Below are 22243 nucleotides of genomic sequence, written 5' to 3'. Positions count from 1 at the left end.
ATGGGTGGGTTAGGTATGCGCTTTCGCGCGTTGGTTGCTGTCGTGGGGGTGTTGCTTGCGGCAATGACTGTCAATGCTCTGGCCGCTTCACAGGTAAAAAGTGTGCGCCTGTGGCGAGCGCCGGATAACACGCGACTGGTGTTCGACCTGTCTGGCCCGGTCCAGCACAGTGTCTTTACCCTGACGGCGCCTGATCGCCTGGTGATCGATATCAACGGCGCGACCCTGGCCGCGCCGTTGAAGGTCTCCACCGCCAATACGCCGATTACCGCGATGCGCTCGGCCCAGCGCACGCCGACCGACCTGCGGGTGGTCATCGACCTGAAGAAGGTCGTCACGCCCAAGAGTTTTTCCCTCGCGCCGAATGCCCAGTATGGCAACCGCCTGGTGGTCGACCTGTTTGACAACCCGGCCGACGCAGCGCCAGCCCCTGCGCCCGCACCTGCGGTTGCCACGACGCCCGCCGTGCCGGTCAATCCTGCGCAGCCCCAGATCAAGTTGCCACCCCTGCCGCCAGCGCCAGCGGGCAAGCGTGATGTGATCGTGGTGATCGACGCCGGCCACGGCGGTGAAGACCCCGGCGCCTCCGGCTCCCGTGGCCAACACGAAAAAGACGTGGTCTTGGCCATTGCCCGGGAATTGCAGCGCCAGATCAATGGGATGAAAGGCTATCGCGCCGAATTGACCCGTACGGGTGACTACTTCATTCCATTGCGTGGGCGTACCGAAATCGCCCGCAAGAAGGGCGCCGACCTGTTTGTCTCGATCCACGCCGACGCCGCACCGTCGAAGGCCGCCTTTGGCGCCTCGGTGTTTGCCCTGTCGGATCGCGGCGCCACGTCCGAGACCGCCCGCTGGCTGGCCGATAGCGAAAACCGCTCCGACTTGATCGGTGGTGCTGGCAACGTGTCCCTGGATGACAAGGACCGCATGCTCGCAGGTGTGTTGCTGGATCTGTCGATGACCGCCTCGCTGACCTCCAGCCTGAACGTCGGGCAGAAAGTCCTGACTAACATGGGCCGCGTCACGCCGTTGCATAAGCAGCGGGTAGAGCAGGCCGGGTTTATGGTGCTTAAGTCGCCGGATATTCCGTCGATCCTGGTCGAAACCGGTTTTATCTCCAACGCCAACGAAGCCAACAAGCTGGCGTCCGCCAGCCACCAACAGGCGCTGGCGCGCTCCATCAGTTCCGGCGTGCGTCAGTTCTTCCAGCAGAACCCGCCACCGGGCACCTATATCGCCTGGCTGCGTGATTCCGGGAAAATCGCCCAGGGCCCACGCGATCACCGGGTGCAACCCGGCGACACCCTGGCCATGCTGGCCGTACGCTTCCAGGTGTCGGCTGCTACGTTGCGCAGCGCCAATAGCCTGAAAACGGACGAATTGAAAGTCGGCCAGGTGTTGACCATCCCCGGCACTGAATTGGCAGCACAGTAATGAGTGAATCGGTATTGAACAGCGCCTCGCGCATCGAACTGCTCAGCCCGCGACTGGCCAACCAGATCGCTGCCGGCGAAGTGGTCGAGCGCCCGGCCTCGGTGATCAAGGAACTGTTGGAGAACAGCCTCGATTCCGGTGCCAAGCGCATTGACGTGGATGTGGAGCAGGGCGGGGTCAAGTTGCTGCGGGTGCGCGACGATGGCAGCGGGATTTCCTCCGATGACCTGCCGCTGGCCCTGGCGCGACATGCCACCAGCAAGATCCGTGACCTGGAAGACCTTGAGCGGGTGATGAGCCTGGGCTTTCGTGGTGAGGCGCTGGCGTCGATCAGCTCCGTGGCGCGCCTGACCCTGACTTCCCGCACCCGTGGCGCCGAACAGGCCTGGCAGGTAGAGACCGAAGGCCGCGACATGGCCCCCCGGGTCCAGCCGGCGGCCCATCCGGTGGGCACCTCGGTGGAAGTGCGCGACCTGTTCTTCAATACCCCGGCGCGGCGCAAATTCCTCAAGGCCGAAAAAACCGAATTCGATCACCTGCAAGAAGTCATCAAGCGCCTGGCTCTGGCCCGTTTCGATGTGGCGTTCCATCTGCGCCACAACGGCAAGACCATCCTCAGCCTGCACGAGGCCAACGACGATGCTGCGCGCGCGCGACGCGTATCGGCGATCTGTGGCGCGGGCTTCCTGGAGCAGGCGCTGCCGATTGAAATCGAGCGCAATGGCCTGCATTTGTGGGGCTGGGTGGGCCTGCCAACGTTCTCCCGCAGCCAGGCGGACTTGCAGTATTTCTTTGTGAATGGCCGTGCGGTGCGCGACAAGCTGGTGGCCCATGCGGTACGCCAAGCCTATCGCGACGTGCTGTTCAATGGCCGGCATCCGACCTTCGTGCTGTTTTTTGAAGTGGACCCGGCGGTCGTTGACGTCAACGTGCACCCGACCAAGCACGAGGTGCGTTTCCGTGACGGGCGTATGGTCCACGACTTCCTTTATGGCACCTTGCACCGTGCCCTGGGCGATGTGCGCCCGGATGATCAACTGGCCGCGCCGATTGTCACCGCCATTGTCCGCCCGACAGGGCCGGAGGCTGGTGAATTCGGGCCTCAGGGCGAAATGAGCCTGGCGGCCAACCTGCTGCAATCGCCACCAGCCCAGCCAAGTTACCCGGCAGCGGGTTCCGGTGCCGGTGCGGGCTATCAATATCAATACACCCCGCGACCGCAATCGGCGGTACCGGTGGCCGAGGCCCAGGCGGCCTATCGCGAATTTTTTGCGCCGCTGCCCGGTGCTGAGCCGGGCGCAGTTGCCCTGCCGGAAGGTGGCGGGGATGTTCCACCCCTGGGTTATGCCCTAGCCCAGCTCAAGGGCATCTATATCCTCGCGGAAAACGCCCACGGCCTGGTGCTGGTGGACATGCACGCCGCCCACGAACGGATCATGTACGAACGCCTGAAGATCGCCATGGCCAGCGAAGGCCTGAGCGGCCAGCCACTGCTGGTGCCAGAGTCCCTGGCGGTCAGTCAGCGTGAAGCCGATTGCGCCGAGGAGCACCACGCGGTGTTCCAGAAACTGGGCTTTGAATTGCAGCGCCTGGGCCCGGAAACCCTGGCCATCCGGCAGATTCCCGCTTTGCTCAAGCAGGCCGAGGCCAATCGCTTGGTGGCCGATGTGCTGGCGGACTTGATGGAATACGGCACCAGTGACCGGATCCAGGCGCATATCAACGAACTGCTCGGCACCATGGCCTGCCACGGTGCGATCCGCGCCAATCGGCGCCTGGCCCTGCCGGAAATGAACGGCTTGCTGCGGGATATGGAAAACACCGAGCGCAGCGGCCAGTGCAACCACGGCCGACCGACCTGGACCCAAATGGGCCTGGATGATCTGGACAAACTATTCCTGCGCGGCCGTTGATGAGCTCTCTACCTCCCGCCATCTTCCTGATGGGCCCGACGGCCGCCGGCAAGACCGACCTGGCTATCGAGCTGACCAAGGTCCTGCCCTGCGAATTGATCAGTGTCGATTCGGCCCTGGTGTACCGGGGTATGGATATCGGCACTGCCAAACCGTCCAAAGAACTGTTGGCCGCCCATCCCCATCGTCTGATCGACATTATCGATCCATCCCAAAGCTATTCGGCAGCGGATTTTCGTACCGATGCCCTCGCCGCCATGGCTGAGATCACCGCGCGGGGTAATATCCCGCTGCTGGTGGGCGGCACGATGCTCTATTACAAGGCGCTGCAGGAAGGCCTGGCAGACATGCCGCCCGCTGATCCTCAGGTGCGCGCCGAAATCGAAGAAGAGGCTGCACGCCTTGGCTGGCAGGCCCTTCACGAGCAATTGGCGGCGATTGACCCGGTATCTGCCGCGCGCATTCATCCCAACGACCCTCAGCGCCTGAGTCGGGCGCTGGAAGTCTGGCGCGTGAGTGGCCAGACCATGACAGCCCACCGCCTCAGACAATCTGCGCAAAGTACTGATGCAGGCACCTCTGGAGCGGGACAATTGCCCTATACTGTCGCAAATCTGGCTATCGCTCCGGCGAATCGCCAGGTGCTGCATGAGCGAATTGCACAAAGATTCACAATTATGTTGGAACAGGGGTTCGTAGAGGAGGTCGTAGCACTGCGTTCAAGAGGTGATCTGCATCCAGGATTGCCTTCGATACGTGCTGTAGGCTACCGCCAAGTCTGGGATCATCTGGATGGCAAGCTGACGTCAGCCGAAATGCAGGAGCGCGGCATTATTGCCACGCGCCAATTGGCAAAGCGCCAGTTCACTTGGCTGCGCAGCTGGACTGACTTGCATTGGCTGGACAGTCTGGATTGCGACAATCTGTCACGCGCCTTGAAATACTTGGGAACGGTCTCCATATTGAGCTGAGTCCTTGCAATTGCCGTCTATCCTTGGGGGTGTGACGGTTACAAACTATCTATTTTTCCGATTTTTTATTATTGATCCTTAAAGGAGTGCGGCACATGTCAAAAGGGCATTCGCTACAAGACCCTTACTTGAATACTTTACGTAAAGAGAAAGTTGGGGTTTCCATCTATCTGGTCAACGGCATCAAGCTGCAAGGTACGATCGAGTCTTTTGACCAGTTCGTTATCCTGCTGAAAAACACCGTCAGCCAGATGGTCTACAAACACGCTATCTCGACAGTAGTGCCGGTTCGTCCAATTCGTCTGCCTAGCGCAACCGAATCCGAACAGGGTGACGCTGAGCCAGGTAACGCCTGATAGGAGTCTCCTTTGTTCTTTGAGCGCCACGGTGGTGGTGAGCGAGTAATCCTCGTTCACTTGGATGGACAGGACCCTGAGGCGCGCGAAGATCCGCAGGAGTTTCAGGAGCTGGCAAATTCGGCCGGCGCCGAGACCGTTGCGTTTTTTAACGTGCCGCGTCATCGGCCAACCGCCAAATTTCTGATTGGCAGCGGCAAGGTCGAGGAACTGCGCGACCTGGTCCATGCCGAAGAAGCCGATCTGGTGATCTTCAATCACATCCTCACGCCCAGTCAGGAACGTAACCTCGAACGTGTCTTCGAGTGTCGCGTGATTGACCGCACCGGTCTGATTCTCGATATTTTCGCCCAGCGCGCCCGTACCCATGAAGGCAAGCTCCAGGTCGAACTGGCCCAGCTTGACCACATGAGCACCCGCCTGGTTCGCGGCTGGACTCACCTTGAGCGTCAGGGTGGCGGTATCGGCATGCGTGGCCCGGGTGAAACCCAGCTTGAAACCGACCGACGCCTGCTGCGGGTTCGCCTGCGCCAGATCAAGGGCCGCCTGGAAAAAGTACGCAGCCAGCGTGAGCAATCGCGCCGTGGTCGTACACGTGCGGATATCCCTACCGTGTCCCTGGTGGGCTATACCAACGCCGGCAAATCCACGCTGTTCAACAACGTGACCAAGTCGGATGTGTACGCGGCGGACCAACTGTTCGCCACCCTCGATCCGACCTTGCGCCGTCTGGAACTCGACGACCTGGGGCCGATTGTGCTGGCCGACACCGTGGGCTTCATTCGCCACTTGCCCCACAAGCTGGTCGAGGCATTCCGGTCTACGCTCGAAGAGTCGAGCAACTCCGACCTGCTGCTGCACGTAATCGATGCGGCCGAGCCAGACCGGATGTTGCAGATCGAACAGGTCATGGTGGTACTGGGCGAGATTGGTGCCCAGGACTTGCCGATCCTCGAGGTCTATAACAAACTCGATTTGCTTGAGGGTGTAGAGCCGCAAATCCAGCGCGACGAAAACGGCAGGCCCCAACGGGTCTGGCTCTCGGCGCGCGATGGCAGTGGTCTGGAGCTGCTCGAACAGGCGATTGCCGAGTTGCTCGGTGGCGATTTGTTCGTCGGCACCTTGCGCTTGCCGCAACGTTTTGCTCGACTGCGTGCTCAATTTTTTGAGTTGGGCGCCGTACAGAAAGAAGAACACGACGAAGAAGGTGTCAGCCTGCTGGCTGTTCGTTTGCCTCGTTCGGAACTCAATCGGCTGGTGAGCCGGGAGGGTGTGGTACCGACGGAGTTCCTCGAACAACACACTTTGCAATAAAAGCCTGAGAAAGCGGTTGTGCCGCTGTGGCAGGCATTCTGTAGCATTGGTCGGCGCGCCGTGGGTGCGTCTTTGCTTTATCAGATGGAGAGCGCTATGGCTTGGAATGAGCCGGGTGGCAACTCGAATAATCAGGATCCTTGGGGTGGTAAACGCCGCAATAATGGCGACCGCAAGGGGCCACCAGATCTCGACGAGGCCTTCCGAAAGCTGCAGGAAAGCCTGAATGGGTTGTTCGGTGGTGGAAAAAAACGTGGTGGTGACGACGGCGCTCGCACAGGCAAGGGCGGCGGCTACGGCCTGCTTGGCCTCGGTCTCGTGGCGCTGGCGGCTGTCTGGCTGTACAGCGCTGTCTATGTGGTCGACGAGCAGGAGCAAGCCGTGGTGCTGCGCTTCGGCAAGTACTACGAGACTGTCGGTCCAGGCCTGAACATCTACTTCCCGCCGATCGACAAGAAGTACATGGAGAACGTCACGCGTGAGCGTGCCTACACCAAGCAGGGCCAGATGCTGACCGAAGACGAGAACATCGTCGAAGTGCCGCTGACCGTGCAGTACAAGATCAGCAACCTGCAGGACTTCGTGCTTAACGTCGACCAGCCGGAAATCAGCTTGCAGCATGCGACCGAAAGCGCCCTGCGCCACGTAGTGGGTTCCACTGCGATGGACCAGGTGCTGACCGAAGGCCGTGAACTGATGGCCAGCGAGATCAAGGAGCGCCTGCAACGGTTCCTCGATACTTATCGCACCGGTATCACCGTTACCCAGGTCAACGTACAGAGCGCAGCGGCACCGCGTGAAGTGCAGGAAGCCTTCGATGACGTGATCCGCGCCCGTGAAGACGAGCAGCGTTCGCGCAACCAGGCTGAAACCTACGCCAACGGCGTCGTGCCGGAAGCCCGTGGTCAGGCCCAGCGCATCATCGAAGATGCCAACGGTTACCGCGACGAAGTCGTGTCCCGCGCCAAGGGTGAGGCTGACCGCTTCACCAAGCTGGTGGCCGAGTACCGCAAGGCACCGGAAGTCACCCGCGAGCGTCTGTACCTGGACACCATGCAGGAAGTCTTCACCAACACCAGCAAGGTTCTCGTGACCGGCAACAAGGGTGGGCAGAACAACCTGCTGTACCTGCCGCTGGACAAGATGATCGAAGGTGGTCGTAGCGCTGGTAACACTTCGTCTTCTGCCAGTTCGACTGCCGCTGCCAACGAAGCGAGCGCCCGTGCGGCCGCTGACTTGCAGCAACAGCAAACACGTTCCAGGGAGAGTCGTTGATGAGCAATAAATCGCTGACCGCCCTGATTGTGGGTGTCGTCGTGGTCATCGCTGCCTGGAACTGCTTCTACATCGTGGCTCAGACCGAGCGTGCGGTGTTGCTGCAATTCGGGCGTGTGGTCCAGGCGGATGTCCAGCCGGGCCTGCATGTGAAAGTCCCCTACGTCAACCAGGTGCGCAAGTTCGACGCCCGCCTGATGACTCTGGATGCACCGACGCAGCGTTTCCTGACCCTGGAAAAGAAAGCCGTGATGGTTGACGCCTACGCCAAGTGGCGCGTCAAGGATGCCGAGCGCTTCTACACTGCGACTTCCGGCCTCAAGCAGATTGCCGACGAGCGTTTGTCCCGTCGTCTGGAATCGGGCCTGCGTGACCAGTTTGGTAAACGCACCCTGCACGAGGTGGTATCGGGTGAACGTGATGCGCTGATGGCTGACATCACGCGTTCGTTGAACACCATGGCGGAAAAAGAGCTGGGTATCGAAGTGGTCGATGTTCGGGTCAAGGCCATTGACCTGCCCAAGGAAGTGAACCGCAGCGTGTTCGAGCGTATGAGCACCGAGCGTGAGCGTGAGGCTCGTGAGCACCGCGCCAAGGGTAACGAACTGGCTGAGGGTATCCGTGCGGATGCCGACCGTCAGCGTCGCGTACTGTTGGCGGAAGCCTATCGTGAGTCTGAAGAGGCTCGCGGTGATGGTGATGCTCAAGCCGCGGCGATCTACGCCAAGGCTTACGGCCAGGACCAGGAGTTCTACGCGTTCTACCGTAGCCTGCGTGCCTACCGTGAAAGCTTCGCGAACAAAACCGATGTCATGGTGCTGGACCCAAGTAGCGATTTCTTCCGCTACCTGGAAAAGTCCAAGTAACCCGCTGACTGGCTGGATGCACTCCGTCGGGCGGCTAAAACGTTCGGCGGGGTGATCCTTTCGGAAAACGGGTGTATGATGCGGCAGCCGGGAAATTCCCGGCTTTTTTGCGTCTGCATGTTTGATTGTTGTTGTGCGCTGCAGGCGTGACAGGTTTTTCGAGGAAAGTGCCCGACGAGGCCCGTTACAGGCCATTCGTCACGTCGCTCTTGCGCGTGGTTTATGCAGGGGCCGGGTATTTTCTGCTTCACTCAAGGCTCGCCCATGGGCAGGCCGGGTCATAGGGGAATGGCGTAATGGCAACGGTAGACCGCTGGCTGCTGCCAGATGGCATCGAAGAAGTACTGCCACCAGAGGCTGCGCGTATCGAAATCGCGCGTCGCCAGGTGTTGGATCTGTTCCAGAGCTGGGGTTACGAGTTTGTCGTGACTCCCCATATCGAGTACCTGGAATCCCTGCTGACCGGCGCGGGCCAGGACTTGGATCTGCGCACCTTCAAGGTCATCGACCCGCAATCGGGCCGGCAAATGGGCTTTCGTGCCGACATCACGCCGCAAGTGGCGCGCATCGATGCGCATACCTTGCGCCGTGAAGGGCCGAGCCGCCTGTGCTACGCCGGCAGCGTGCTGCATGCGCAACCGCGCGCCTTGTCATCTTCCCGTAGCCCGATCCAGTTGGGCGCCGAGTTGTACGGCGATGCCAGCCCGAGCAGCGACGTCGAAGTCATCAGCCTGATGCTGGCGATGTTGCAGTTGGCTGACGTGCCGGATGTGCACATGGACCTGGGGCATGTCGGTATCTACCGTGGCCTGGCCCGTGCGGCTGGCTTGTCCGGCGAAGTTGAGCAACAGTTGTTCGATGCTCTGCAGCGCAAGGCTATCGATGAAGTGATCGCCCTGACCGAAGGTGTGCCTGCCGATCTGGCTGACATGCTGCGTGCGCTGGTGGGGCTGTGTGGTGGTCGGGAAGTGCTGACCGCCGCCCGTGATCGCCTGGCCAAGGCTCCGGCTCCGGTATTGGCGGCCCTGGATGACGTGCTGGCGATTGCCGAGCAGTTGTCGGCGCGCTTCCCGCAGCTGCCTTTGTATTTTGACCTGGGTGAGTTGCGCGGCTACCACTACCACACCGGTGTGGTGTTCGCCGTGTTTGTGCCGGGTGTTGGCCAAGCCATCGCCCAGGGCGGTCGTTATGACGATATCGGCGCCGACTTCGGTCGTGCCCGTCCGGCGACTGGCTTTTCTACCGATTTGAAAACCCTGGTGACCCTGGGGCGTGCTGAAGTCGAGCTACCGTCTGGCGGTATCTGGATGCCAGACAGTACGGACGCGGCACTCTGGCAGCAGGTCTGCCAGTTGCGCAGCGAGGGTCAGCGTGTCGTCCAGGCCTTGCCTGGGCAGCCATTGGCCGCCGCCCGTGAAGCGGACTGCGACCGGCAATTGATTCAGCAGAACGGGCTTTGGCAAGTATCGCCACTGGCTTCTTGAGTTTTCCTGCCGGCCAACGCCGGCACCAAGTTTGCGCGAATGAGGACAAGTGTTATGGGTAAGAATGTCGTAGTCCTGGGCACCCAATGGGGTGATGAGGGCAAAGGCAAGATCGTTGATCTGCTGACCGAACATGCTGCCGCCGTAGTGCGCTACCAAGGTGGCCACAACGCTGGCCACACCCTGGTCATCGATGGCGAAAAAACCGTCTTGCACCTGATCCCGTCGGGCGTCCTGCGCGAAGGCGTGCAGTGCCTGATCGGCAATGGCGTGGTGGTTGCACCTGACGCCCTGCTGCGCGAGATCACCAAGCTGGAAGAGAAAGGCGTACCGGTGCGCGAGCGCCTGCGTATCAGCCCGTCCTGCCCGCTGATCCTGTCCTTCCACGTTGCGCTGGACCAGGCCCGTGAAAAGGCCCGTGGCGAGCTGAAGATCGGTACTACCGGTCGCGGCATCGGCCCGGCCTACGAAGACAAGGTTGCGCGTCGTGGCCTGCGTGTGGGCGACTTGCTCAACATGCCGCGCTTTGAAGACAAGCTGCGTGAACTGGTGGATTACCACAACTTCATGCTGGTCGGTTACTACAAAGAGCCGGCCATTGAGTTCGACAAGACCCTGGCTGAGTGCAAAGAGTACGCTGAACTGCTCAAGCCGCTGATGCTGGACGTGACTGCCGAGCTGCACGACCTGCGTCGCGCCGGCAAAGACATCATGTTCGAAGGTGCCCAGGGCTCGTTGCTGGACATCGACCACGGTACCTACCCGTACGTGACCAGCTCCAACACCACCGCTGGTGGCGTGGCGACCGGTTCGGGTGTTGGCCCGATGTTCCTGGATTACATCCTGGGCATCACCAAGGCCTACACCACTCGCGTAGGTTCGGGTCCGTTCCCGACTGAGCTGTTCGACGACGTCGGTGCGCACCTGGCCAAACAGGGCCACGAATTCGGCGCGACTACCGGTCGTGCTCGTCGTTGCGGCTGGTTCGACGCCGTTATCCTGCGTCGCGCTATCGATGTGAACAGCATCTCGGGCATCTGCCTGACCAAGCTGGACGTGCTCGACGGTCTGGAAACCATCAACATCTGCGTCGGCTACAAAGACGCAGAAGGTAACGATGTTGCCCCGACTGACGCTGACAGCTACGTGGGCCTGCAGCCGGTGTACGAAGAAGTGCCGGGTTGGACCGAATCGACCGTGGGTGCCAAGACCCTGGAAGAACTGCCAGCTAACGCCCGTGCCTACATCAAGCGTGTTGAAGAGCTGATCGGCGCGCCGATCGACATTATTTCGACGGGCCCGGACCGCAACGAGACCATCGTCCTGCGTCATCCGTTCGCTTAATAAGCTGTTGATGTAAAAAGCAAAGGGTCCCTTCGGGGGCCCTTTGTCGTTTCTGCCTCGGGCACGGCACGACCCTTGCTATGTTTCTCTCTTTCGCGGTGCTATCAATTTAATGGCACCCGTGGTGGAGGGATTCCCGATGTCTGCCGTTCTCTCATTGTTACAAAGCCGGCTGTTGCGGCCGGTGTTCGTTACCCTTGGTATCGCTCTTTTGGTGCAAGTGCTGGTGGCGGTCGCCCTGACCCGGAGCACAGTCACGGCCCTGGAAGCCGATTTGGGCAAGCGCCTGGGCGCGGACAGTCAGAAACTGTCGGGCGAATTGACCCAGGCGGGCAAGGAAGTGACGTCCAGCCTGGATAGCTTGTCGGCCAGCACCAGCGACCGCCTGACGGCCGGGCTTTCTGCGCGGTTGAAGCAAGAGCAGCAGCAACTGCGTACGACCCTGGAAAAGGACCTGAAGGACTCTGCCAATGACATGGCACAGTTGCTGGCCTCGGTTGCCCCGCGTGCGATGTGGGACAGTGATGTTCCGGCACTTTCGGAATTCGCCCGGCGCGCCCAGCGCAATCCCAATGTGTTGTTTGTGGTGTATGACGATGCTACTGGCCAGCATCTGACCCGTTATCTGAACCGGGAAAACCCGATCAACAAGGCGCTGTTGGAGAAAGGCGAGGGTGATCGTGCGCTGGATAAAGTGTTGAATGCGGCGAAAAACGACCCTTCGGTGTACTACGTCGAAGCGTCCATCAGCCCTAATGGCGTGGAGATCGGCAAGGTGCTCATGGGGGTTTCCACCGCTGCGGTAGAGGCTGACCTGACGGCGCTGGACCAGCGCTTTGCCGCGCTGATCGCCAGTGGCGGTCAATTGGTGGGGGATAGCCTCAAGGGTGCGGCGGCGGACAGTGCGGCAGCCATGGGCGCCCGCCTGCATTCGGCGCAAGCCACGGCCACTGAAATGACGGCTAATACCTCTGGTGCCGTGCAGGAGGCTGCGCAAGCCCTGCGCTGGCGCATCGGCCTGGGTCTGGCGGTGGTTGGCCTGGGCGTGTTGTTGCTGATTGCCGTGGTGCTTGGGCGGCGGGTGGTCAATCGCTTGAAACTGCTGATTGCAGCCATGGATGATCTGGCGGCTGGCGAGGGTGACCTGACCAAGCGCGTGCAGATCAACAGCCAGGATGAAATCGGCGCCATGGCCTCGGCGGTCAACCGGTTTGTGGATAAGTTGCAGCCCATCGTGCGTGAGGCGGGTGATGTGGCGCAGCGTACCGGCGTGGAAATCGGCGCGATGACCCTGCGCAATGCCGGTGCCGATGCGGCGGCGGGCTTGCAGCGCGACGAAGTGGCCGAGAGCTTGCGGGCGCTGTCGCAAATGGCTGATGAGGCTCAGGCCGAAAGTCATGCGATGCAAGCCGCGTTGCAGCAAGTGGTGGATATTCGCCAGGCCACTGATGAAAACTCCCGCACCTCGGCCGAAGTCGGCAGTTTGATCGAGGCGCTGGCAGGTCAGGTGCAGGCCGGCTCCAAGGTGATCGAGCGCCTGGCCCAGCAAAGCGAGCAGATTGAAGTAGTGCTGACGGTGATCCACGGCATTGCCGAGCAGACCAACCTACTGGCCCTGAATGCGGCTATCGAAGCGGCGCGTGCCGGTGAGACCGGGCGTGGTTTTGCGGTGGTGGCGGACGAAGTGCGGGCGCTGGCGAGTAAAACCCAAAGCTCCACCGGTGATATCCAGGCGCATATCGTGGCGTTGCAGCAAGGCGCGCGCGAGGCAGTGGAAACCATCGGCAAGGCCGGACGCCAGGCCAGCGAGGGGCTGTTGGTGCTGCGCGAAAGTGTGCGCTTGCAGCAAACGGTACAAGACTCGGTGGAGCAGGTGCATGCGGCGATTGGCCTGGCGACCCGGGCTGCCGAGCATCAGGCCCAGGGCGCGCATGCGGTGCGTGGTCGGGTCGAGGTGATCCATGCCCAGGCCGAGCGTGCGGCGCAGGCGGTGGTGGAAACTACCGCCAGCGGCAAGGTGCTGGATGGGTTGGCGGCGCAGTTGAAGGCCAGCCTGGGGCAGTTTCGGGCCTGAGGTTGGCTGATCGGGCCTCATTGCGGGCAAGCCCGCTCCCACAGGTAATCGCGTTCCAATGTGGGAGCGGGCTTGCCCGCGATTGCGGCCTCAGCGGCTCAGATACATCCGCGTCGTGAGCAGATAGACGGGCAACCCCGACACCACAATCAACAACGCCGCATAAGGCGCCGCCGCCGCAAACTCCACATTCGAGGTGTGTGCCCACACGGCAGTGGCCAAGGTGTTCAGCCCGGTCGGGCTCAACAGCAGCGTCGCCGTCAGCTCCTTCATCGCATCAAGGAACACCAGCGCAAACGCTGCCCCCAGTGCTGGAAAGATAATCGGCAAGGTCACCCGGCAAAATGCGCTGAACGACGATGCGCCGAGGGTGCGCGCCGCCTCTTCAAGTTGTGGCGCCGCCTTGTTCAGCGCGGTACGGATCGGCGCCTGGGCCAGCGGCAAGAACAGCAATGCATAGGCGATCAGCAGCAGCGCCGAAGTCTGATACAGCGCCGGCACGTAATGCAGGGCGAAATACACCAGGGTCAGGGCAATCACCAAGCCTGGCAGGGCGTGCAGCAGGTACGGCAGGCGTTCGGCCCACAGTGCCAGTTGGCCCTTGTAGCGCACCACCAAAAGGCCCACCGGCACCGCCAGCGCCAGGCAAAGTGCGGCGCCGCCCAGGGACAAGGCCAGGGAGGACAGCAATGCTTCACTGATTTGCGCGATCGGGAAGGCGGCCGAAGAACCCACGGCCAGCCAGTAACCGAGCATCCCCAGTGGAATGCCGCTGCCAATGATCGCCAGCATCAAGCAATAAAGCTGGCCCAGTGGCGCCCATTTACCCAGTCGAACCTGCTCGGCATGCCGCGCGGCGCCTTGCCCGGTGCGCACATGGCGGCCCTTGCCGCGCACGCGCAACTCCAGCCACAGCAGGGTCAGGCACATCAGCAGCAATACCGCCGACAGCATCGCCGCGTTGGCGTTGCTGAACTCCAGTTCGAACTGTTGGTAGATCGCTGTGGTGAAGGTTTGCAGGCCGATGATCGACAGGGCTCCGAACTCCACCAGCATATGCAAGGCAATCAGCAGGGCGCCGGCCAGCAGCGACGGCCACAGCAGTGGCAGCGTAATGCGAAAGAACACGCCCCAACGATTGAGCCCCAGGGTGCGGGCCGATTCTTCCAGGGACGGATCGAGGTTGCGCAGGGTGGCCGCCACCGGCAGGAATACCAGTGGGTACTTGGATAGGGTCATGACCAGAATCGCGCCGCCCAGGCCTTCGAACTGTGCGCTCAGCGACACCCAGGTAAAGCTGCTGACAAACGCCGGCACGGCAAACGGCAGGCACAGAATCACCCCCCAGACGCGCCGGCCCGGCAGGTTGCTGCGCTCCAGCAGCCAGGCCAGGGACAGGCCGATCACCGCGCAGGCCACGGTTACACCGATCATCAGTGCCAACGTGTTGCGCAGCAATCCGAATACATACGGTCGCCACAGCAGATGCACCGCCTCGGCCCAGCCGGCTTGCCAGGCCTTGAGGCCCACATACACCAAGGGCAGCAGGCTCAGCCCCACCAACAGCAAGACCGGCAGTAGCAGCCAGATTGAGGGGCGCTTGCGCCGTGGACTAAAACCCCCGCGCAAGGCGGGGGGCGGTAGCGATGGGTTCATCAGTTCAGGCCAACCTCACGTTCCAGCTCCAGGGCTTCTTCAGCATTGCCCAGGTCGGCGGGAGTGATTTTCGGCGGCTGCAGTTCGCTAAATGGCTTGAGGCCGCGATTGGATTCCATGCCTTTGCGCAGCGGGTATTCGGCGGACGTGTTGGTAATCACGCGCTGGCCTTCTTCGCTGGCCATGAACGCCAGCAACTGCTGCGCTTCCTTGGGATGCTTGCTGGATTTCAGTGCTGCTGCTGCGGATACGGTAATCAGGCCGCCGGCATCGCCATCGGTGAAGTAGTGCAGTTGCGAATCCAGGTTGGTCTTTTCCTTTTTCAGGGCAAACCAGTAGTAGTTGTTCACCAGTACCGTCGCTACTTCGCCGTTTTCCACGGCTTTGAGGGCGACCATATTGTTGCTGTAGACCTTGCCGAACGCACGCAGGCCCGTCAGCCATTCCTCGGCGGCTTCGCGACCATGCAGTTTGATGATCGCCACGGCCTGTTCCTGGAAGGCGCCGCTGGTTGGGACGAAGCCAACCTTGCCTTGCCACTCGGGGCCGGCAAAATCCAGCACCGACTTGGGCAGCTCGTCTTCCTTGATCAGTTTCGGGTTGAAGGCTACGACCCGGGTGCGTGCGGTCACGCCCATCCAGGCGCCGTTGGCGGCCACGTATTCCTTGGGTAATACATCAAGCGTGCTGGCATCGATGGTCGCCAGCAGGCCTTGTTCGCCAAGCTTGTTGAGCGGCGGGGATTCTTCGGTGTAGATCACGTCGGCAGGGGAGCGCTCACCCTCCTCAACGACCTGGCTGGCCAGTTGGTTGCTGCTGCCCTTGCGCACATTCACATGAATGCCGGTCTTGGCTTCGAAGGCCTTGGCGAGTTCGTCGCCGACTTCCTTGTGTTGGCCGTTGTACAGGGTCAGTTCAACCTTGTCGGCGGTATAGGCGGTGGGCGAGAGTAGGGTCAGGCCGAGCAGAGTGATGGTCAGGCCACGCAGAAGGGATGTCTTGAGACGGGTATCGCGGATCATCATCCGGGGTTTTCCTCACTTGAGTGCAACAAATCATTGCAAGGATAAACGATAAAACTTCTCAAGTGCGGGCAGGGCGGGAATTACGGGTGGAGTTTTTAAACCCCAGAAACGAAAAAACCCGCTTTCGCGGGTTTGATCTGAATTTGGTGCCCAGGAGAAGACTCGAACTTCCACGACCTTGCGATCACCAGCACCTGAAGCTGGCGTGTCTACCAATTTCACCACCTGGGCATTATCAAACAACGTTGCCGCTGTTGATGGGGCGAACTATACGGCGGGCTTTTTGATCTGTAAACCCCTGATTTGATTTTATAAATCAAATTTTCGGTTAAAAATCAAAGGCCTGTAACGCAAAAACCCGCTTTCGCGGGTTTTTGTAAAACTCAAGGCTGACCTTGGGTTTTGAATTGGTGCCCAGAAGAAGACTCGAACTTCCACGACCTTGCGGTCACCAGCACCTGAAGCTGGCGTGTCTACCAATTTCACCATCTGGGCAGTATCTTCAACGTTGCCGTCGTCGATGGCGCGCACTATACGGAGTGACTTTTGAGCTGTAAACCCCCGTCATCAAAAAAGCCTGGAAAATTTCGCGGGCGGTCGCGCAAGGTGGCTTATCGGGGCTATAAAACGCATTTCCCGGCTAGTTATTGCTGGAAATTTCCCGTTTCAATACGCGTATGCCAAACTAACCCACATATAGACAAGGTGAAAACTCTCTAATGGCCGATTGGCAGTCCCTCGATCCCGAGGCCGCTCGTGAAGCGGAAAAATATGAAAACCCTATTCCTAGCCGCGAACTGATCCTGGCGCATCTCGCCGATCGGGGTTCGCCTGCTAGCCGCGAGCAGCTGGTTGAAGAATTCGGTCTGACCACCGAAGACCAACTCGAAGCACTGCGCCGCCGCCTGCGCGCCATGGAGCGCGATGCACAGTTGATCTACACCCGTCGTGGCACTTACGCCCCGGTGGACAAGCTCGACCTGATCCTTGGCCGCATTGCCGGTCACCGTGATGGCTTCGGCTTCCTGATCCCTGACGATGGCAGCGATGACCTGTTCATGAGCCCGGCGCAAATGCGCCTGGTATTCGATGGCGACCGTGCCCTGGCGCGCGTATCCGGCCTGGACCGTCGTGGTCGCCGTGAAGGCGTGATCGTCGAAGTGGTGTCCCGTGCCCACGAGTCCATCGTCGGTCGTTACTTCGAAGAAGGCGGCATCGGCTTTGTGATCCCGGACAACCCGAAGGTCCAGCAAGAAGTGCTGGTGACTCCGGGCCGCAATGGCGCCGCCAAGGTCGGTCAGTTTGTCGAGGTGAAAATCACCCACTGGCCAACCCCACGCTTCCAGCCACAGGGCGATATCGTCGAAGTGGTCGGCAATTACATGGCCCCGGGCATGGAAATCGATGTTGCGCTGCGCACCTACGATATCCCTCACGTCTGGCCTGACGCCGTGCTCAAGGAAGCCGCCAAGCTCAAGCCGGAAGTCGAAGAAAAAGACAAAGAGAAGCGCATCGACCTGCGCCATCTGCCGTTCGTCACCATTGACGGTGAAGATGCCCGCGACTTCGACGATGCGGTCTACTGCGAAGCCAAGCCCGGCAAACTGCGCCTGTTCTCCGGCGGCTGGAAGTTGTTCGTCGCGATTGCCGACGTATCCAGCTACGTGAAGATCGGTTCGGCCCTGGATAACGAAGCCCAGGTGCGCGGCAACTCCGTGTACTTCCCTGAGCGCGTGATCCCGATGCTGCCTGAGCAGCTGTCCAACGGCCTGTGCTCCCTGAACCCGAAAGTCGACCGCTTGGCCATGGTGTGCGAGATGACCATCTCGAAAACCGGCGAAATGACCGACTACCAGTTCTACGAAGCTGTGATCCATTCCCAGGCGCGCCTGACCTACAACAAGGTCAGCACCATCCTGGAAACGCCGAAAACCAGCGAAGCCAAGGCTTTGCGCACCCAGTATGCGGACGTAGTCCCGCACCTCAAGCAGCTGTACTCGCTGTACAAGGTGTTGCTGGGCGCACGTCATGTGCGTGGCGCGATCGATTTTGAAACCCAGGAAACCCGGATCATCTTCGGTTCCGAGCGCAAAATCGCCGAGATCACGCCGACCACCCGTAATGACGCGCACAAGCTGATCGAGGAATGCATGCTGGCGGCCAACGTGGCCACCGCTGAGTTCCTGAAAAAGCACGAGATTCCTGCGCTGTACCGGGTCCATGATGGTCCGCCGCCGGAGCGCCTGGAAAAACTGCGCGCCTTCCTCGGCGAGCTTGGCCTGTCGCTGCACAAAGGCAAGGACGGCCCGTCGCCGAAGGATTACCAGGCTCTGCTGGCCAGCATCAAGGATCGTCCGGACTTCCACCTGATCCAGACCGTGATGCTGCGTTCCCTCAGTCAGGCAGTGTACAGCGCCGACAATCAGGGCCACTTCGGCCTGAATTACGAGGCGTACACGCACTTCACCTCGCCGATCCGTCGCTACCCGGACCTGCTCACGCACCGCGCAATCCGCAGCGTGATCCATTCCAAGCAGAACACCCCGCACGTCAAGCGCGCCGGTGCCATGACCATTCCGAAGGCACGGATCTATCCGTACGACGAAGCGGCCCTGGAACAGTTGGGCGAGCAGTGCTCCATGAGCGAGCGCCGTGCCGACGAAGCCACTCGCGATGTGGTGAACTGGCTCAAGTGCGAGTTCATGAAAGACCGCGTAGGCGAGTCGTTCCCAGGCGTGATCACCGCCGTCACCGGCTTTGGCCTGTTCGTCGAGCTGACCGATATCTACGTCGAAGGCTTGGTACACGTCACCGCCTTGCCGGGTGACTACTACCACTTCGACCCTGTGCACCACCGCCTGGCGGGCGAGCGCACCGGTCGTAGCTTCCGCTTGGGCGATACCGTCGAAGTGCGGGTCATGCGCGTCGATCTCGACGAGCGCAAGATCGACTTCGAGATGGCTGAAAAAACCATCGACGCTCCGATTGGTCGCAAAAAGCGTGGTGCTGAAACTGCAGCACCGGCGAAAAAAGGCGCTCCGGCGAAAGCTGCCGCTGCAGCCGAGCCCGCCGCCAAGCCTGCTCGCCGTTCGTCGAGCAAGGAAAAGGTCAGCGATGCTTACCGTCCTAGCGATGCCGCGGCGAAAAACGCCGAGCTGCGCAAGAGCCGCGAGTTGAAGCAGCAGTTGCTCAACGAAGCCAAAAGCGGTGGTAAAGCGGCGTCTGGGGGAAAGTCCCAGGGCGCCGACAAGCCGTCGAGCAAACCGAGTAAACACCGTAAAGGCCCGCCTAAAGCGGGTTCGGCCCCTGCGAAAAGCGGCGGGTCGCGCAAACCTAAGGCCAAGTCATGAGTCTGGAAAAAATCTACGGCGTGCACGCCGTAGAAGCGTTGCTGCGTCACCATCCCAAGCGCGTCAAGCAAGTGTGGCTGGCCGAAGGTCGCAGCGAGCCGCGTGTGCAAGCGCTGGTCGAGCTGGCCAACCAGAACAAGGTTGCCATCGGCCAGGCCGAGCGTCGTGAAATGGACGTTTGGGTCGAAGGCGTGCACCAGGGCGTGGTCGCGGACGTGAGTCCGAGCCAGGTCTGGGGCGAGGCGATGCTCGACGAATTGCTTGATCGCACCGAAGGCGCGCCGCTGTTGCTGGTGCTCGACGGCGTGACCGACCCGCATAACCTCGGCGCCTGCCTGCGTTCGGCGGACGCTGCCGGTGCTCTGGCGGTGATCGTGCCTAAAGACAAGTCGGCCACGTTGACGCCGGTTGTACGTAAAGTCGCCTGCGGCGCGGCGGAAGTGATTCCGCTGGTGGCCGTGACCAACCTGGCACGCACCCTGGAAAAACTCCAGCAGCGCGGCTTGTGGGTCGTGGGGACGGCGGGGGAGGCCGAGGTCAGTATCTATGACCAGGACCTTACCGGCCCGACCATCCTGATCATGGGGGCTGAAGGCAAGGGTATGCGTCGCCTGACCCGTGAGCATTGCGACTACCTGGTGCATTTGCCGATGGCCGGTAGCGTCAGCAGCCTCAACGTTTCAGTCGCAACGGGCGTCTGCCTGTTCGAAGCCCAGCGCCAGCGTGGCGCCAAGGCCAAGACCAAGAAGTAATCAGGCCTGACGCAGGTCCAAATGTGGGAGCGGGCTTGCTCGCGAATGTGCAGTGTCAGTCGCCATAAATGTTGGCTGGCCTAACGTATTCGCGAGCAAGCCCGCTCCCACACTGGTTTTGCATCGCTTGAAAGGTTGTTCAAATAATCACCAATTGCCTTGCGCCCTTTCTTCCCCTTCTCTACAATTGCGCCCCTTGCCTTCCCGGCGGGCACGCATGTGCCTCCCAGCGGCAAGATTCCTAAGTGTCATTCACTCCTTGTCTGACCGTTTTTGAGCGGCAGGCTACAACCCGTAAGGAGCATTCATGCGTCATTACGAAATCATCTTTTTGGTCCACCCGGATCAAAGCGAGCAAGTCGGCGGCATGGTTGAGCGTTACACCAAGCTGATCGAAGAAGACGGCGGCAAAATCCACCGTCTGGAAGATTGGGGCCGTCGTCAACTGGCCTACGCAATCAACAATGTTCACAAGGCTCACTACGTGATGCTGAACGTTGAGTGCACTGGCAAGGCCCTGGCCGAGCTGGAAGACAACTTCCGCTACAACGATGCAGTGATCCGTAACCTGGTCATCCGTCGCGAAGAAGCCGTAACCGGCCAATCCGAGATGCTCAAGGCTGAAGAAAACCGCAGTGAGCGCCGTGAGCGTCGCGACCGTCCTGAGCACGAAGGCGCTGAAAGCGCTGATAGTGATGACAGCGACAACAGCGATAACGCTGACGAGTAATCCACGGACCTTATTAAGGAGCCTATCAAATGGCACGTTTCTTCCGTCGTCGTAAGTTTTGCCGCTTCACCGCTGAAGAAGTGAAGGAGATCGACTACAAAGATCTCAACACTCTGAAAGCCTACGTATCCGAGACCGGCAAAATTGTTCCAAGCCGTATCACCGGTACCAAAGCTCGTTATCAGCGTCAGCTGGCCACCGCTATCAAGCGCGCCCGCTTCCTGGCCCTGCTGGCCTACACCGACAGCCACGGCCGCTGAGACCGGGCAGTCGACAAGTAGTAAGGGATTGAATGCATGCGCGCCTTAGCTGAGTTCATCATGCGCGGTCGTGTGCAGGCCACTCTGGTAGTGGCTGGATGTGCAGCATTGCCGTTGTTGTATTGGTTGGGTGCTGCCGCAGGAAGCCTTGTGCTGCTGCGGCGCGGTTTGAAGGACGCCCTTGGCGTTCTTGCCCTGGGGTTGCTGCCGGCCTTGATCTGGTGGCTGCAATTCGACGATCCGCGGGTACTTCTGGTACTGCTGGGGTCTTCGAGCCTTGCGTTGGTTCTGCGCGCAAGTGAGTCCTGGGTCCGTACGCTGCTGGTCAGCGTGGCATTGGGATTGGTGTATTCAGTGGTGCTTGGCGCGGCTTTCCGCCCGCAAATCGAGGCGCTGTCGCAGGAGTTGGTAAAAATCCTGCCACTGGCCCTCGGGGATCTCTACCAGCAATTGTCGGTAGATGAGCGAGCGCGCATGGCCACGCTGATTGCCCCGGTCCTTACCGGCCTGATAGCGGCACTGTTGCAGATCGTCAGTGTGCTGAGCCTGATTCTTGGGCGCTACTGGCAGGCGTTGTTGTATAACCCGGGTGGTTTTGGTCGCGAGTTTCGCAGTATCAGAATCCCCGCAGGACCAGCGATGTTGCTGCTGGCGTGCATGCTTGTAGGGCCGAACTTCGGCTCGCAAATGGCCATGTTGACGCCGTTGTGCAGCGTACCGCTGGTGATTGCCGGGCTGGCCCTGATGCACGGGCTGGTGGCGCAAAAGCGCCTGGCCAAGTTCTGGCTGGTGGGGTTGTACGTGACGCTGTTGCTGTTTATGCAACTGATCTATCCGTTACTCGTGGTCTTGGCCATTGTCGACGGCCTGATTGATTTTCGCGGTCGTCTGGCGCCGAAAGACGCCGATAACGCGAACGGTGAAGGTTAAAAGTTAGAGGATTTTCACATGCAACTGATCCTTCTGGAAAAAGTCGCCAACCTGGGCAACCTGGGCGACAAAGTAAACGTTAAGGCCGGCTACGGTCGTAACTACCTGCTGCCATACGGCAAAGCTACCGCTGCAACCGCTGCCAACCTGGCTGCGTTTGAAGAGCGTCGCGCTGAGCTGGAAAAAGCTGCAGCAGACAAGAAAGCTTCGGCTGAAACCCGTGCTGCCCAACTGGCCGAGCTGGAAGTGACTATCACTGCCACCGCTGGCGACGAAGGCAAGCTGTTCGGTTCGATCGGTACTCACGACATCGCTGACGCACTGACCGCCTCCGGCGTTGAAGTGCAGAAGAGCGAAGTTCGTCTGCCGAACGGCACCATCCGCAACGTAGGCGAATTCGACGTAGCCGTGCACCTGCACGCTGAAGTTGAAGCCACCGTACGCGTTGTCGTGGTAGCAGCTTAAGAAGCACCTAACTGACTGGCACCTCGCGTGTCAGCCAGTTA

18 protein-coding genes and 2 tRNA genes are annotated in these 22243 nt (G+C 60.5%); 16 read left to right on the top strand and 4 right to left on the bottom strand.

Features of this window, described 5'->3' with window-relative positions; translation table 11 throughout:
- Nucleotides 1–15 precede the first annotated feature (15 nt).
- From HBO09_RS03220 to HBO09_RS03175, 10 genes are all read left to right on the top strand, one after another.
- Nucleotides 16–1437 carry an N-acetylmuramoyl-L-alanine amidase gene (locus tag HBO09_RS03220; RefSeq protein ID WP_169992286.1) on the top strand — a complete coding sequence of 474 codons (1422 nt, stop codon included), beginning with the start codon at nt 16–18 and terminating at the stop codon, nt 1435–1437.
- A 14-nt stretch (nt 1438–1451) separates the two neighbouring features.
- Nucleotides 1452–3350 carry a DNA mismatch repair endonuclease MutL gene (gene mutL, locus HBO09_RS03215; RefSeq protein ID WP_169992289.1) on the top strand — a complete coding sequence of 633 codons (1899 nt, stop codon included), beginning with the start codon at nt 1452–1454 and terminating at the stop codon, nt 3348–3350.
- Nucleotides 3350–4321 (top strand): tRNA (adenosine(37)-N6)-dimethylallyltransferase MiaA, encoded by a 972-nt coding sequence (gene miaA / locus HBO09_RS03210; RefSeq protein ID WP_169992225.1) that lies wholly within the window; start codon nt 3350–3352, stop codon nt 4319–4321. Before mutL ends, miaA begins: the two co-directional genes overlap by 1 nt.
- 95 nt (nt 4322–4416) lie before the next feature.
- On the top strand, nt 4417–4677 hold the full coding sequence (gene hfq, locus HBO09_RS03205; protein ID WP_010221594.1) for an RNA chaperone Hfq: 261 nt from the start codon (nt 4417–4419) through the stop codon (nt 4675–4677).
- A gap of 12 nt (nt 4678–4689) precedes the next feature.
- A complete protein-coding gene (gene hflX / locus HBO09_RS03200; RefSeq protein WP_029299582.1) occupies nt 4690–5991 on the top strand; it encodes a ribosome rescue GTPase HflX in 1302 nt (433 codons plus the stop codon).
- A gap of 96 nt (nt 5992–6087) precedes the next feature.
- Nucleotides 6088–7266, top strand: a complete 1179-nt coding sequence (gene hflK, locus HBO09_RS03195; protein WP_169992227.1) for an FtsH protease activity modulator HflK — start codon at nt 6088–6090, stop codon at nt 7264–7266.
- On the top strand, nt 7266–8132 hold the full coding sequence (gene hflC, locus HBO09_RS03190) for a protease modulator HflC (RefSeq protein ID WP_010213607.1): 867 nt from the start codon (nt 7266–7268) through the stop codon (nt 8130–8132). Before hflK ends, hflC begins: the two co-directional genes overlap by 1 nt.
- Nucleotides 8133–8428: 296 nt before the next feature.
- Nucleotides 8429–9616: an ATP phosphoribosyltransferase regulatory subunit gene (locus tag HBO09_RS03185; RefSeq protein WP_169992229.1), complete on the top strand. Its 1188-nt coding sequence runs from the start codon at nt 8429–8431 to the stop codon at nt 9614–9616.
- 54 nt (nt 9617–9670) lie between these two features.
- Nucleotides 9671–10960 carry an adenylosuccinate synthase gene (locus HBO09_RS03180; protein ID WP_169992231.1) on the top strand — a complete coding sequence of 430 codons (1290 nt, stop codon included), beginning with the start codon at nt 9671–9673 and terminating at the stop codon, nt 10958–10960.
- 139 nt (nt 10961–11099) lie between these two features.
- Nucleotides 11100–13034 (top strand): methyl-accepting chemotaxis protein, encoded by a 1935-nt coding sequence (locus HBO09_RS03175; protein ID WP_169992233.1) that lies wholly within the window; start codon nt 11100–11102, stop codon nt 13032–13034.
- A gap of 90 nt (nt 13035–13124) precedes the next feature.
- On the opposite strand, the gene HBO09_RS03170 is transcribed toward HBO09_RS03175, so the two are convergent.
- The 4 genes from HBO09_RS03170 to HBO09_RS03155 all read right to left on the bottom strand — a co-directional run bounded on the left by HBO09_RS03170 (nt 13125) and on the right by HBO09_RS03155 (nt 16210).
- Nucleotides 13125–14690: an iron ABC transporter permease gene (locus HBO09_RS03170; protein ID WP_169992235.1), complete on the bottom strand. Its 1566-nt coding sequence runs from the start codon at nt 14688–14690 to the stop codon at nt 13125–13127.
- On the bottom strand, nt 14690–15715 hold the full coding sequence (locus tag HBO09_RS03165; RefSeq protein WP_169992237.1) for an extracellular solute-binding protein: 1026 nt from the start codon (nt 15713–15715) through the stop codon (nt 14690–14692). Before HBO09_RS03165 ends, HBO09_RS03170 begins: the two co-directional genes overlap by 1 nt.
- Before the next feature lie 144 nt (nt 15716–15859).
- Nucleotides 15860–15946: transfer RNA gene (locus HBO09_RS03160), tRNA-Leu, on the bottom strand.
- A 177-nt stretch (nt 15947–16123) separates the two neighbouring features.
- Nucleotides 16124–16210, bottom strand: a tRNA-Leu gene (locus HBO09_RS03155).
- A 224-nt stretch (nt 16211–16434) separates the two neighbouring features.
- Between HBO09_RS03155 and rnr the strand changes: the two genes are divergently transcribed.
- From rnr to rplI, 6 genes are all read left to right on the top strand, one after another.
- A complete protein-coding gene (gene rnr, locus HBO09_RS03150; RefSeq protein ID WP_169992239.1) occupies nt 16435–19065 on the top strand; it encodes a ribonuclease R in 2631 nt (876 codons plus the stop codon).
- A complete protein-coding gene (rlmB, locus tag HBO09_RS03145; protein WP_032862039.1) occupies nt 19062–19817 on the top strand; it encodes a 23S rRNA (guanosine(2251)-2'-O)-methyltransferase RlmB in 756 nt (251 codons plus the stop codon). The genes rnr and rlmB overlap by 4 nt, the downstream gene beginning before the upstream one ends.
- Before the next feature lie 307 nt (nt 19818–20124).
- Entirely contained in the window at nt 20125–20547 is a 423-nt protein-coding gene (rpsF, locus tag HBO09_RS03140) for a 30S ribosomal protein S6 (RefSeq protein WP_003217491.1), read from the top strand.
- 29 nt (nt 20548–20576) lie between these two features.
- The gene (rpsR, locus tag HBO09_RS03135; RefSeq protein WP_003171373.1) at nt 20577–20807 is read left to right on the top strand and encodes a 30S ribosomal protein S18; all 231 of its coding nucleotides are present in this window, start codon (nt 20577–20579) and stop codon (nt 20805–20807) included.
- A 36-nt stretch (nt 20808–20843) separates the two neighbouring features.
- Complete coding sequence (locus HBO09_RS03130) at nt 20844–21737, top strand: hypothetical protein (RefSeq protein ID WP_170060847.1); 894 nt, start codon at nt 20844–20846, stop codon at nt 21735–21737.
- An 18-nt stretch (nt 21738–21755) separates the two neighbouring features.
- Nucleotides 21756–22202: a 50S ribosomal protein L9 gene (gene rplI, locus HBO09_RS03125; protein ID WP_003171376.1), complete on the top strand. Its 447-nt coding sequence runs from the start codon at nt 21756–21758 to the stop codon at nt 22200–22202.
- Nucleotides 22203–22243 lie beyond the last annotated feature (41 nt).

This window comes from Pseudomonas sp. WS 5027 (assembly GCF_012985695.1).
GTDB classification, from domain to species: domain Bacteria; phylum Pseudomonadota; class Gammaproteobacteria; order Pseudomonadales; family Pseudomonadaceae; genus Aquipseudomonas; species Aquipseudomonas hygromyciniae.
This window is presented reverse-complemented; position numbering and strand designations above follow the sequence as displayed.